Below are 13,287 nucleotides of genomic sequence, written 5' to 3' on the forward strand. Positions count from 1 at the left end.
ATCTATCATTTCTAGCAAGAGAAGATGAAGTGAAATGCTTGCATTTTCTAATGATTATTATGGATTCATTTTTAGGGTAACACAATCCGTCGAATTATTTTGCGCTTACGTTTTTTTATACTGTTCGTTATTCTTTTCCGCCCTTTTATATATTTCCAGGCAACAGAAAAACCCGTAGAACCGAAGTTCTACGGGTATCTTACGTTTGGACACAACGTACCTTACGGTACTCTATATTTAGATATATTCGCAGTACACGCCTTCGATTCCGCTACGCTTCATCTCGGTCGGGCATTCGCCCTGTAAGTCCTTCGTCAAATATCCTCATACGAGTAAACTCGCATCGGATATTTTCCTCGTCCCTACACTGCTCATTGCTTATCGAATATTACTCGATAACTGTAGCAACACGGCCTGATCCTACAGTACGTCCACCTTCACGAATAGCGAATGTAAGACCCTGGCTCATAGCGATCGGGTGGATCAGCTCGATTGTCATTTCGATGTTATCTCCAGGCATGCACATCTCTGTTCCTTCTGGAAGGTTGCAAACACCTGTTACGTCAGTTGTTCTGAAGTAGAACTGCGGACGATAGTTGTTGAAGAATGGTGTATGACGGCCACCCTCGTCTTTTGTCAGAACGTAAACCTGAGCTGTGAATTTTGTATGGCATGTGATTGTGCCTGGTTTAGCAAGAACCTGTCCACGCTCGATCTCGTTTCTCTGAACACCACGAAGAAGTGCACCGATGTTGTCACCAGCCTGAGCCTCGTCAAGAAGTTTACGGAACATCTCGATACCAGTTACAACAACTTTACGTGTCTCTTCTTTGATACCAACGATTTCAACTTCCTCAGATACGTGAAGAACACCAGCCTCAACACGGCCTGTTGCAACAGTACCACGACCTGTGATAGAGAATACGTCCTCTACAGGCATAACGAAGTCTTTATCTGTATCACGCTGCGGATCCGGAATGTACTCATCAACTGCAGCCATAAGCTCCATAATCTTGTCGCCCCACTCGCCGTTCGGGTCTTCAAGAGCTTTCAGAGCGGAACCCTGGATAACCGGAAGGTCATCTCCTGGGAAGTCATACTCAGAAAGAAGCTCACGGATTTCCATCTCAACCAGCTCAAGAAGCTCCTCATCGTCAACCATATCACATTTGTTCATGAATACAACGATGTAAGGAACACCTACCTGACGGGAAAGAAGGATGTGTTCTTTTGTCTGAGCCATAACACCGTCTGTAGCTGCAACAACAAGGATAGCACCATCCATCTGAGCAGCACCAGTGATCATGTTCTTAACGTAGTCAGCATGTCCTGGGCAGTCAACGTGTGCATAGTGACGCTTCTCTGTCTCATACTCAACGTGTGCTGTAGAGATAGTGATACCACGCTCTCTCTCTTCCGGAGCTTTATCAATGTTCTCGAAATCTGTAGCGGAGTTACCAGCTACTCTCTCTGCCAGAACTTTTGTGATAGCTGCTGTAAGTGTTGTTTTACCATGGTCAACGTGTCCAATGGTACCAATGTTACAATGCGGTTTGCTTCTCTCAAACTTAGCCTTTGCCATTTTAAAATGTCCTCCTTAAAACTTGACTCTTTTGTCAGAGCATATTTTTCAAAATAAACTTGCTATCCTTGATTATATTGCAAATCAAGGATATTTGCAAGTATTTTATTAAGCGTCTTTCTTGGAAAGAATCTTTTCCTGTACGGACTTCGGAACCGGCTCATACTTCTCAAAGAACATGGAGTAGTTACCACGTCCCTGAGTTCTGGAACGAAGGTCTGTTGCATATCCGAACATTTCGGAAAGCGGAACGAATCCACGGATCATCTTGCCTCCGCCGATGTCATCCATACCTTCGATACGTCCACGACGGGAGTTGATATCACCGATAACATCACCCATGTAATCTTCCGGAGTTGTAACCTCGACTCTCATGATTGGCTCAAGAAGAATCGGGGATGCTTTCTGCATAGCATCCTTGAATGCAAGAGAACCTGCAATATGGAATGCCATCTCAGAAGAATCGACCTCATGGTAAGAACCGTCATATACATTAGCATGGATACCAACAACCGGATATCCGCCAAGCATACCAGCTTTCATGGCCTCTTCGATACCTTCGCCAACTGCCGGGATATATTCCTTCGGAATAGCACCGCCGACAACAGTGGACTCGAACTTATACAGCTCTTCGCCGTTAGCGTCCATAGGCTCGAATTTAACTTTACAGTGACCATACTGTCCACGACCACCGGACTGTTTTGCATACTTGCTGTCTACTTCAACAGCCTTGGTGATTGTCTCTTTATAAGCAACCTGAGGAGCACCTACGTTAGCCTCTACCTTGAATTCACGAAGGAGACGGTCAACGATGATCTCCAGATGAAGCTCACCCATTCCGGCGATAATTGTCTGTCCAGTTTCCTGGTTTGTATGTGCACGGAATGTCGGGTCTTCCTCTGCCAGTTTTACAAGAGCCTCGCCAAGTTTGCCCTGGCCGGCCTTTGTCTTAGGCTCGATTGCAAGCTCAATAACAGGTTCCGGGAACTCCATGGATTCCAGGATAACCGGATGCTGCTCATCACAGATGGTATCACCTGTACCTGTTACTTTAAATCCTACTGCTGCAGCGATATCGCCGGCATAAACTTTGTCAAGTTCCTGTCTCTTATTCGCATGCATCTGAAGGATACGTCCTACACGCTCTTTCTTTCCTTTAGAGGAGTTAAGAACATAGGAACCGGAATTCATTGTTCCTGAGTATACACGGAAGAAAGCAAGCTTTCCTACGAATGGGTCAGCCATGATCTTGAATGCAAGTGCAGCGAACGGCTCTTCATCAGAAGAGTGTCTTACAATTTCATTTCCATCAAGGTCTGTTCCATCGATAGCCGGCACATCAAGAGGAGACGGCATATACTCGATGATTGCATCAAGAAGCTTCTGAACACCTTTGTTTCTGTAAGCTGTACCACAGCAAACCGGAACTGCTGCACACTCGCATGTAGCTTTTCTCAGTGCTGCTTTCATAGCCTCTACAGACGGCTCTTCACCTTCCAGATACTCCATCATCAGATCGTCATCCAGCTCGCAGATCTTCTCTACAAGCTCTGTACGATACAGCTCTGCATCGTCTTTCATATCTTCCGGAATATCAACGATAGAGATATCATCGCCCTTGTCATCATTGTAGATGTATGCTTTCATCTCAAACAGGTCAACGATTCCCTTAAATTCATCTTCTTTACCAATAGGAAGCTGAATGCAGATTGCATTTTTGCCCAGACGGGTCTTGATCTGCTCTACAGCTCCGTAGAAGTCAGCGCCGAGGATGTCCATTTTGTTGATAAATGCCATTCTCGGTACGTTGTATGTGTCAGCCTGACGCCATACGTTTTCAGACTGCGGCTCAACGCCACCCTTTGCACAGAAAACACCAACAGCGCCGTCTAATACACGAAGAGAACGCTCTACCTCAACAGTAAAGTCAACGTGTCCCGGGGTATCAATGATGTTGATACGATGCTCAAGAGCACCCGGTTTTGCTTTGCAGTTTTCCTGCAGAGTCCAGTGACATGTTGTTGCTGCTGAAGTGATTGTGATACCTCTTTCCTGCTCCTGTTCCATCCAGTCCATGGTAGCAGTACCTTCATGGGTATCTCCAATCTTGTAGTTAACGCCGGTATAGTAAAGAATACGCTCTGTTGTTGTAGTTTTACCAGCATCGATATGCGCCATGATACCGATATTTCTGGTTCTCTCTAATGGATATTCTCTTCCAGCCAATGGATTTTCCTCCTCTAATTAGAAGCGATAGTGAGCAAATGCTTTATTTGCCTCAGCCATCTTGTGCATGTCTTCTTTCTTCTTAACAGATGCACCTGTGTTGTTCATTGCATCAAGAAGCTCGTTCGCAAGTCTCTCCTCCATTGTCTTCTCGCCTCTTTTACGAGAGTACATTGTGAGCCAGCGAAGAGCCAGCGCCTGACGTCTGTCTGCTCTTACCTCGATCGGAACCTGATAAGTAGCACCACCAATACGTCTTGCTTTTACTTCAAGAAGAGGCATGATGTTGTTCATAGCTTCTTCAAAAACTTCGATAGCTGGTTTGCCAGCTTTTTCTTCTACTCTGGCGAATGCTCCGTATACAATTTTCTGAGCGACACCCTTCTTACCATCAAGCATGATGTTGTTGATAAGCTTGGTAACCACTTTGTTATTGTACATCGGATCTGCCAGAACGTCTCTTTTCTGAGTATGTCCTTTACGTGGCACGTTACTTCCCTCCTTAATCAATATGATTATATCATCGGTACTCACTTCAAAAACTAAGGTGTTCGCACTGGTAAAGTCCTATATTAACCCGCAACCGACAGGGTATATGGAATACCGTACAAAATTTATAGCCGTTCGTGATCTTACAAATGATAAATATGATGTTCCTGTCCTTTATTTATGATGGAAATTTACTGCCTGTCTGATGATCCTACAGTGGAATCCTCTCATTTCAGACGGGAACTTTCTCAATCGCCCTGCGACCGAGACTGATATCTTTAAAGTTTTCCCTCCCTCTTAAAAGGCGGGAACTTTCTCAAACACTTCATGCTCGAGAAATATCGCAAATTTCTTCACTACGCTACAAAATCTGCTTTATTTTTTCTTCGGTCTCTTAGCGCCGTATTTGGAGCGGGCCTGTTTTCTGTTGGCTACACCTGCTGTATCAAGAGTACCTCTGATGATGTGGTATCTTGTACCAGGTAAGTCTTTAACCCTACCACCACGAATAAGAACAACGCTATGCTCCTGAAGGTTGTGTCCCTCTCCCGGAATGTAGCTTGTTACCTCGATTCCGTTGGAAAGACGAACTCTGGCGATCTTTCTAAGAGCGGAGTTAGGTTTTTTAGGGGTTGCAGTTTTAACTGCTGTACAAACACCACGTTTCTGCGGTGCAGACTGCTCTACTGATTTCTTTCTTAAAGAGTTGAATGTCTTCTGCAGAGCCGGTGCTGTAGATTTCTTTACAGTGGTCTGACGTCCTTTTCTTACTAACTGGTTGAATGTTGGCATTCCATTTCACCTCCCGATTATTTTCTCCATGGATTCCCATGGGGTTGTGCGGTTGCTATTTCGTATTTATACGCACAAAAAGAAATGCATTCCTGTTGCACGCCTGCTCATTATATCCCGTAAAAATACGGCTGTCAAGGTATTTTCTGCATTATTTTTAATGTAATCGCCGACTTTTTCTCTTTTCTCACATTTCCTCATAGGACATCTCCCAGATATCCGCGAACACTGCCAGAGGACAGTCGGTCAGCAGACACATTAAAAGGAAACATTCATATGGATTTACAATATAAATCTCACTCATTCCGCATTTATGGAGAATTGCCTGGATCTCTTCCAGAAAATGACGGTATCTGCTGTAAGGATCATCATCCTGCATTTCCTGGGATACGATAAAAAACTCAAGGGTGATCAGATCAAAGCGTTCCACCGGAAACTTATGATTCATAATGCTGTTGATCCGCTGTCTGCTGAACCTTTTCTGACTGAAATGCTTTGCCAGAATAGAAGCTGACATTTTTTTCAGATTACCCATTTTATTAACAGGTATCCCGCTGCAGATTACTTTTTCCACATCGGAATCCGAAATATCAGAAACCTTCCACACCTTGCCCCGCTCTTTTTCCTCCTCGTCCCCCTGATACATAGAAGCAATAATTTCCTTTGCTCTGTTCAGAAGACGGCAGAATTCCTGGAACGCCTGACTTTTTTCTGACATGGGGTCATCTGTTCCGGCTTTTACATACGCCAGATACTGAAACAGCTTTTCCTCGCTGTCAAGACACAGTCCTCCCGAAAATACTTTGGAAGCCTCTGTGTAATTCTCATCCGGCTCCAGCTCACTGTATCTGTTTTTCAGTTCCTCCGCCTTGTGATATCCATATTGTTTAAAGTAGCAGTACCAGTAAATAACCTCTTCCGGATTATGGAAATCAAAATCCTGCTCCCTGAGCACTCTGGTAAGAAAATCCGAAACATCATCTGCGCTCATTCGCAGTCCGAATCCCAGAAGAAACACCGTTTCTCTTTTTACAGATGCCTGAGTAAGCCAGTTATTTACCAGGGAAGTCAGCTTTGTGGATGTAGGCTTCATGGACTTTGGCGTACAGGTTTCATGAAAAGATTCTATTACGATATCTCTGTAAATATCCTGAGTTACATCTGCAAACGGTTCTTCCAGCCCGGCTCTCTCATAAATATACCGTTTCAGATGGTCTCCAAAAGACACCAGTTCCATTTCTTTATACAGATAATGAAAGATCACATCTGCATCTTCATCCTCAAAGCCTTCCAGACTTACCACCTGACGAAAACGCTGAACTGCTTTTCTTGTAAACTCAAAATCCTCCACACGGTCAAAAGCAACCGTCTGCTCAAAATCCAGATCCTGCATTCGATTTTTCATTTTTCATCACCCTCATCTCTTTTGTGCATCCTGTCCAGCATTTTATGAAACCAGGTCTTTTCCGGCTCTCTGATCTCACAAAGCACCATCGTTGCATTATCTCTCCCGCCCTTTTTCAGCGCCCGTTCAAGCAGAAGCTCCACAGTCTCCTGAACGGGAAGCTCTCTTGTGAGAATATCTGCGATCTCTCCGTCTGACAGCATATCCGTAAGCCCGTCCGAACAGAGAAGGTATCTCATTCCCGGATGTACCTCCATTTTTACAATAAACGGCTCCAGTGCCATGCTTTCTTCCGGAATCCCTACATATTGTGTAAGAGGAGACTTTCCAAAAAGAGAGCCTCCCAGAACATGGTCACGGGAGACTCTCCGAAACTGACTGTCCTCTGCCTGATAAATTCTGCTGTCACCAAGATTACAGCCGTACACCTGGTTCCCGGCAAATGCAAGCACTGCCGCCGTTGTTCCCATACTCCGGATTTTATTTTCCGCACTGTAGTCGCACACAGCCTGATTCATCCGTATACAGGCATTTTTCAAAAACTGCTCCGGATCCTCGGAAATTTCCTCTCTGTACTGTTCATAATATTCTCCGCAGGAGGATGCGGCAATGTATGATGCCATTTCTCCACAGCTTTCTCCGCCCATACCGTCAAATACCGCCAGAAGCGGAAGCTCCTTTTGAGAAACGCTTCCACTTCTGATATGATCCATTCCCTGATTCTGTGCAGGAAGAAGCTCTCCGCAGCACCAGAAGTTGTCTTCATTATTATTTCGTATTTTACCTATATGACATACATAAGCATATTCAATGCGATACGCTGTCTTCTGCCACTGCGCCATCTTCTGTCCTTTCTGCCAACACTCCCACATTCAGTTCAGCTTCGTACTCTTCTGCTTTGTTCCAGTATTTTTCTGCCCGCTCTCTGTATTCGTAATTATCTGTCTCATTATCATGACAGATATTATTTTCATCTATCCAGCGGATCATTTCTCCCTCATCATAATAATAAAGATTTGCCTTCTGCTCGCCTGTTTTTAATTCCGGAAACACATTGTGATCTGCCCACACATATGCAAAAAACAGATCTCCGTCCCAGTAATAGTATTCTTCATAATAACCATCCTCAGAAAGCTCCGGATAAATAAGGACTTTCATCAGTTCTGCTTCTGTACCTTCTGATTTCAGATAACTGATCTTTCCTTCCTGTTCAGATCCGATCCAGTTATAGTGATTCAGATTTTCCGTAATTTCTGTTGCCTGAGAGCCAATCTTTTTCAGTGTATCCTGAAGCTGTTTGTTTTCTGCAGACTCCATAGTTTCAGTTACAGACTGCTTCAGCCTCTGAAGCTCTGCATTCTCTCTGATCAGCCACACAAAAACACTGACTGCAATACACACAGCAATAAACATTACAACCACTGCTGCAATCAGGGGATCAAAACGCTTTTTCTGTTTTTTTCTGCCGGAAGTTCCTCTCTTTCTGCGATTTTGGTTTCCGGTTTCAGACTGTATAGTTCTTCTTTTTGCAGATTCCGTCTTCCGGTTTCCGGATCTTTCGCCTTCCTGCCGAAGCACAATAGTGCCTCCTGGCTCCGGTTCTCCATAATGGACTTTTTCGGAAACAGGCTTTCTTTCCTTTTCTCTGATCTGCGTTTTTTTTGCATTTTCCGTTTTTTCAGGTTCTTCCGTATGCTTTACTGGCGTTTTTTGTTCCTGATATCTGACTGCTTCCAACGCCTCCCGAAATTCTTCCGGAGTCTGATACCTGTTTTCACGTCTGTACGCACAGGCCTTTAAAATAACCTTCGCCAGCCCGTCAGCAGCCTCTGCCGGTGCAGGAAGTTCCTCTCCCGACATTCTTCTGGTCAGTGCATTTTCTTTATCACGATATGTAATAAGCTGTTTTTCCAGATCAATAAATGGAAGGCGATTGTGATTTCTTAATCGGTACAATACAATTCCAAGCGAATAAATATCTACCCGCTGGTCATAGTCTTCACCCCGATACATTTCAGGCGCCATATAGGAAAACGTGCCTTTTTTGGAAAGACCATTTACATTTCTGTCCAGTTCCCTGGCGATTCCAAAGTCTCCCAGCTTGAATTCCCCGAATCTTGATACAAATATATTTTCCGGTTTAATATCTCTGTGGATGATATTCTGTTTCTGGCAATATTCCAGAGCTTTGCACAGATCGATTCCCAGCCGGATAACTTCCTTCTCTGTAAGTTCCTTGCCCATACAGTAATCCAGAAATCCTGTCAGATACTCCATTCGAATATAAATATCCCACCCGATATCATCCAGATATTCCACAACCTTGTAATCTTCTACTGATACTACATGAGAATTTCCACGAAAATACTCCATGGTACTGACTTCCTGAATACAGTCTTCCACAAGGCTGTGAAAATATTCTTTCACTGACTGTTCATCAGGATTCTCAGAACGGACACTGCTCAGTTCTCCCTGGCTGGAAGGAATGGTAATAACCTTGATAGCAGAATAAAACGTCTTCCCCTGTACGATTCTCTGCGCTTTATAAACCTTTCCAAAAGAACCTTCACCGATTTTTTCGATGATCTTCCATTCCGGCCATACCGAAATCGGAAGCTGTTTTTCCATTCCTCTTCCCTCCCCTCATGATTGCTGATATCTGACAGTTATCTGAACCACCTTCAGCTCTGTCATTTATCTGTCAGCAAAATTATTGTTTGAATTTACCCTTATTTTCTGCCGATAAGTCATTATAACATGAGCCTTTCCATCTGTCTGTATTTTTCGATTTTATTCCATAATTTTTCATATTTTTTTAAGATTTACACAAACTGCTTTCTAAATTCACCTATTAAAATCCCTTCTTAGAACAGTCTGTAATAAATTCCTTCCATATATATTCTCTCTGCAAAAAACAGATTTTTCCCCTTATCCAAAACATCTGCCGGATACGCCGAGATCTTGAACATGCTAAAGCCATATATACAAAGGAAGCCCTCAGGCCTGTGAGCCATTCGGACTTCCTTTGTATTTTATCTGCGCATATTCTGCGCTTTTTATTTATTCTTCTTCAGAATCAGCTTCTTCTGTTTCAACGAAATTATCTTCGCTGCTTTCTTCTACTGCTTCTTCAGTTTCAGCTGTCTCAGAGGTTTCCTCCGGTGTAACATCTGCATCATTTTCTGTAATGTCCTCTGTTACTTCCTCTTCCTCTTCTTCCGGCATTCCTGTGTCAAGCTTGATCGCGCTGTAGCGTTTCAGACCTGTTCCTGCAGGAATCAGCTTACCAATGATAACGTTTTCTTTCAGACCTACAAGATGGTCAACCTTACCTTTGATAGCAGCCTCGGTAAGAACCTTGGTTGTTTCCTGGAAGGATGCTGCTGACAGGAAGGAATCTGTAGCCAGAGAAGCTTTGGTAATACCAAGCATTACCTGCTTTCCTTCTGCCGGAGTCTTTCCTTCTTTTTCAAGCTGCTCGTTTACTTCCTCAAAGTCGAGAACATCTACAAGTGTGCCCGGAAGGAATTCAGTATCTCCATTGTCCTCAATGCGGATCTTTTTCAGCATCTGACGTACAAGAACCTCAATGTGCTTGTCACTGATCTCAACACCCTGGAGACGGTATACACGCTGAACCTCACGGAGCATGTAATCCTGAACTGCACGAACACCTTTGATTCTCAGGATATCATGCGGATTTACACTACCCTCTGTCAGCTCGTCACCAGCCTCAAGTGTCTGACCATCCATGATCTTGATACGTGATCCATAAGGAATCAGATATGTTTTGGACTCTCCGCTTTCCGGATCTGTAACAATGATCTCACGTTTCTTCTTGGTATCGTTGATAACTGCAACACCAGGAATCTCAGTGATGATCGCAAGACCCTTCGGCTTACGTGCCTCAAAAAGCTCCTCGACACGAGGAAGACCCTGTGTGATATCGCCGCCGGCAACACCACCGGTATGGAAAGTACGCATGGTCAGCTGTGTACCCGGCTCACCGATAGACTGAGCAGCAATAATACCAACAGACTCTCCAACCTGTACAGGCTCACCTGTTGCCATGTTGGCGCCGTAACATTTTGCGCAGACACCGACTTTACATTTACAGGTAAGAATTGTACGGATCTTAACCTGATCAATTGCTCCGCCCTCTGCGTTTACACCCTCAGCCATGATTCTGGCTGCACGTTTTGGTGTAATCATGTGATTTGCTTTTACAAGCACTTCACCGTCTTTATTCTTGATCGTCTCACAGGAGAATCTTCCTGTAATACGCTCCTGAAGGCTTTCGATCTCCTCTTTGCCGTCCATAAAGCCTTTGACATACATACCGGAGATCTCGTCTCTTGTCTCGCAGCAGTCTGTCTCTCGAACGATCAGCTCCTGGGATACGTCAACCATTCGTCTGGTCAGGTAACCGGAGTCGGCTGTACGAAGAGCTGTATCGGAAAGGCCTTTACGAGCTCCATGCGCAGACATGAAGTACTCCAGTACGTCAAGACCTTCACGGAAGTTTGACTTGATAGGAAGCTCAATGGTGTGACCGGTTGTATCTGCCATCAGGCCTCGCATACCTGCAAGCTGTTTGATCTGCTTATCAGAACCACGGGCTCCGGAGTCGGCCATCATGAAGATGTTGTTGTACTTGTCAAGACCGTCAAGCAGGGCTCTTGTAAGCTCATCGTCAGTCTTCTTCCAGGTTTCAACAACCTCTTTATAACGCTCTTCCTCTGTGATCAGACCACGTTTGTAGTTCTTTGTAATTTTATCTACGATATTCTGTGCATTCTGGATCATCTCAGGTTTCTGAGGCGGCACAGTCATATCGGAAATGGAAACCGTCATGGCAGCACGAGTGGAGTACTTATAACCTGTGGACTTGATAGCGTCAAGTACCTCAGCTGTCTTGGTAGCTCCATGAGTGTTGATAACTTTTTCCAGAATCTGTTTCAGCTGCTTTTTACCTACAAGGAAGTCAACCTCAAGCAGAAGTTCGTTGCCCGGAATGCTTCTGTCCACAAATCCAAGATCCTGCGGAAGAATCTCGTTGAACAGGAAACGTCCCAGTGTGGATTCTACATTGCCGGTAAGAACTGTTCCATCCGGCATTGTCTTTGTGCAGCGAACCTTGATCTTTGACTGCAGAGTGATAACCTTGTTCTCATAAGCAAGGATTGCTTCGTTTACGCTCTTGAAGAACTTACCTTCTCCCGGGTATCCCGGTCTTTCCTGTGTCAGATAGTAAATACCAAGAACCATATCCTGTGAAGGAACGGCTACCGGGCCACCATCAGACGGTTTCAGAAGGTTGTTTGGTGACAGCAGGAGGAAACGGCACTCTGCCTGAGCCTCAACAGAAAGCGGAAGATGTACCGCCATCTGGTCACCATCGAAGTCCGCATTAAACGCGGTACAAACAAGGGGATGAAGCTTAATAGCCTTACCTTCTACAAGGATCGGCTCAAATGCCTGGATACCAAGACGGTGCAGTGTAGGCGCACGGTTCAGCATAACCGGATGTTCTTTGATAACGTCCTCGAGAACGTCCCATACCTCCGGCTGGAGCTTCTCCACCATTTTCTTTGCATTTTTAATGTTGTGAGAGGTACCGTTTGCAACAAGCTCTTTCATAACAAAAGGCTTGAACAGCTCGATAGCCATCTCTTTCGGAAGACCGCACTGATAAATCTTCAGCTCAGGTCCTACGACGATAACAGAACGTCCGGAGTAGTCAACTCGTTTACCCAGAAGGTTCTGACGGAAACGTCCGGATTTACCTTTCAGCATATCGGAAAGGGATTTCAGAGCTCTGTTTCCAGGACCGGTAACCGGGCGTCCGCGGCGTCCGTTGTCAATAAGAGCATCTACTGCTTCCTGCAGCATACGTTTCTCGTTGCGGACGATAATATCCGGAGCGCCAAGCTCCAGCAGTCTTTTCAGACGATTGTTTCTGTTGATGATTCTTCTGTACAGGTCGTTCAGGTCAGATGTTGCAAAACGTCCGCCGTCAAGCTGTACCATCGGACGAAGATCCGGCGGGATAACAGGAATTGCTGTCATGATCATCCACTCAGGACGGTTGCCGGACTCACGGAAGGATTCCACAACCTCCAGACGTTTGATGATTCTGGCACGTTTCTGTCCTGTTGCATCCACAAGCTCTGCCTTCAGCTCCTCAGCATCCTTTTCCAGATCAATGGCCTGCAGAAGCTCCATTACAGACTCTGCGCCCATTCCTACACGGAAGCCGTATCCATAGGACTCACGGGCATCCTGGTATTCCTTTTCTGTAAGGACCTGTTTGTACTGAAGCCCGGAATCAGCCGGGTCCAGTACGATATAGTTTGCGAAATATAAAACCTTTTCCAATGTTCTCGGAGAGAGGTCAAGGATAAGTCCCATTCTGGACGGGATACCCTTGAAATACCAGATATGGGATACCGGAGCAGCAAGCTCAATATGACCCATACGCTCTCTTCTGACAGATGCCTTTGTGACTTCTACGCCGCATCGGTCGCACACAACGCCTTTGTAGCGGATTTTTTTGTATTTACCGCAATGGCACTCCCAGTCTTTGCTGGGCCCGAAGATTCTTTCACAGAAAAGTCCGTCCTTTTCCGGTTTCAGAGTACGGTAGTTAATAGTCTCAGGCTTTGTTACTTCGCCTCTTGACCACTCTCTGATCTTCTCAGGGGACGCCAGTCCGATCTTAATGGCATCGAAAGTCATTGGCTGATATGTTTCATTGGTATTGGTTGTTTCTGCCATGTATTCTTTCCCCTTT

8 protein-coding genes are annotated in these 13,287 nt (G+C 45.0%); all 8 read right to left on the bottom strand.

Annotated elements, in window-relative coordinates; all coding sequences use genetic code 11:
• Positions 1 to 388: 388 nt before the first annotated feature.
• The 8 genes from tuf to rpoC all read right to left on the bottom strand — a co-directional run bounded on the left by tuf (position 389) and on the right by rpoC (position 13,271).
• Positions 389 to 1,582: an elongation factor Tu gene (tuf, locus tag QVP40_RS06940; protein ID WP_022067746.1), complete on the bottom strand. Its 1,194-nt coding sequence runs from the start codon at positions 1,580 to 1,582 to the stop codon at positions 389 to 391.
• 108 nt (positions 1,583 to 1,690) lie between these two features.
• The gene (gene fusA / locus QVP40_RS06945; RefSeq protein ID WP_022067747.1) at positions 1,691 to 3,808 is read right to left on the bottom strand and encodes an elongation factor G; all 2,118 of its coding nucleotides are present in this window, start codon (positions 3,806 to 3,808) and stop codon (positions 1,691 to 1,693) included.
• A gap of 18 nt (positions 3,809 to 3,826) precedes the next feature.
• Positions 3,827 to 4,297: a 30S ribosomal protein S7 gene (gene rpsG, locus QVP40_RS06950; protein ID WP_022067748.1), complete on the bottom strand. Its 471-nt coding sequence runs from the start codon at positions 4,295 to 4,297 to the stop codon at positions 3,827 to 3,829.
• Positions 4,298 to 4,672: 375 nt separating this feature from the next.
• Entirely contained in the window at positions 4,673 to 5,089 is a 417-nt protein-coding gene (gene rpsL / locus QVP40_RS06955; RefSeq protein WP_022067749.1) for a 30S ribosomal protein S12, read from the bottom strand.
• Between the two features lie 187 nt (positions 5,090 to 5,276).
• On the bottom strand, positions 5,277 to 6,494 hold the full coding sequence (locus QVP40_RS06960; protein ID WP_022067750.1) for a hypothetical protein: 1,218 nt from the start codon (positions 6,492 to 6,494) through the stop codon (positions 5,277 to 5,279).
• Positions 6,491 to 7,336, bottom strand: coding sequence for a PP2C family protein-serine/threonine phosphatase (locus QVP40_RS06965; protein WP_022067751.1), 846 nt, complete (start codon positions 7,334 to 7,336; stop codon positions 6,491 to 6,493). The genes QVP40_RS06960 and QVP40_RS06965 overlap by 4 nt, the downstream gene beginning before the upstream one ends.
• The gene (locus QVP40_RS06970; RefSeq protein WP_022067752.1) at positions 7,302 to 9,122 is read right to left on the bottom strand and encodes a serine/threonine-protein kinase; all 1,821 of its coding nucleotides are present in this window, start codon (positions 9,120 to 9,122) and stop codon (positions 7,302 to 7,304) included. Before QVP40_RS06970 ends, QVP40_RS06965 begins: the two co-directional genes overlap by 35 nt.
• Positions 9,123 to 9,554: 432 nt before the next feature.
• Positions 9,555 to 13,271 carry a DNA-directed RNA polymerase subunit beta' gene (gene rpoC / locus QVP40_RS06975; RefSeq protein WP_022067754.1) on the bottom strand — a complete coding sequence of 1,239 codons (3,717 nt, stop codon included), beginning with the start codon at positions 13,269 to 13,271 and terminating at the stop codon, positions 9,555 to 9,557.
• Positions 13,272 to 13,287: the final 16 nt, after the last annotated feature.

Source organism: Blautia sp. CAG:257 (assembly GCF_000433815.1).
Classification (GTDB): Bacteria; Bacillota; Clostridia; order Lachnospirales; family Lachnospiraceae; genus Blautia_A; species Blautia_A caecimuris.